This window comes from Paraburkholderia sp. LEh10 (assembly GCF_017814945.1).
Taxonomy (GTDB): Bacteria; Pseudomonadota; Gammaproteobacteria; order Burkholderiales; family Burkholderiaceae; genus Paraburkholderia.
Genome location: NZ_JAGIPX010000252.1, coordinates 1 through 448, shown reverse-complemented (window position 1 = coordinate 448; position 448 = coordinate 1). Strand labels below are relative to the sequence as shown.

The window sequence follows — 448 nt, the reverse complement described above, 5'->3', positions numbered from 1 at the left end:
GAATCGGAATCGGCGTTCGGGGCGTGCTGTTTTCTATCGCAACGTCGGGCAGGCCGTCGTTCTTTTCTTATCCGCGCAGCGGTCTCAAACCCTTGCGGACCTCATCGGCGAAGAGTTACGGTTGTTCCCACGCGGCAAAGTGCCCGCCCTTGTCGAGCCGGTTGTACCAGATGAGATTGTGATAGGCACGCTCCGTCCAGCTGCGCGGCGCCTGATAGTTCTCGCGCGGAAACACGCTCACGGCAGCGGGTACCGACACGTCGGCGGCTGCGAGGAAGTTGAAGTGCGACTCCCAGTAGAAGCGCGCGGCGGAAATGCCCGTGTTCGTCAGCCAGTAAAGCGTGATGTCGTCGAGCAGGTCGTCACGCGTCAGCGCGCCCGCGGATTCTCCCTTCACGGGGCGCCCGTACACGGCGGAACTCAGCGCCAGCGCCGGCTGGTCATATCC

General features: G+C 63.2%; 1 pseudogene. It reads right to left on the bottom strand.

Annotated elements, in window-relative coordinates:
* Positions 1-115: 115 nt before the first annotated feature.
* Positions 116-448 (bottom strand): annotated as a pseudogene (locus J8I87_RS44220) (epoxide hydrolase); the annotation flags it as partial.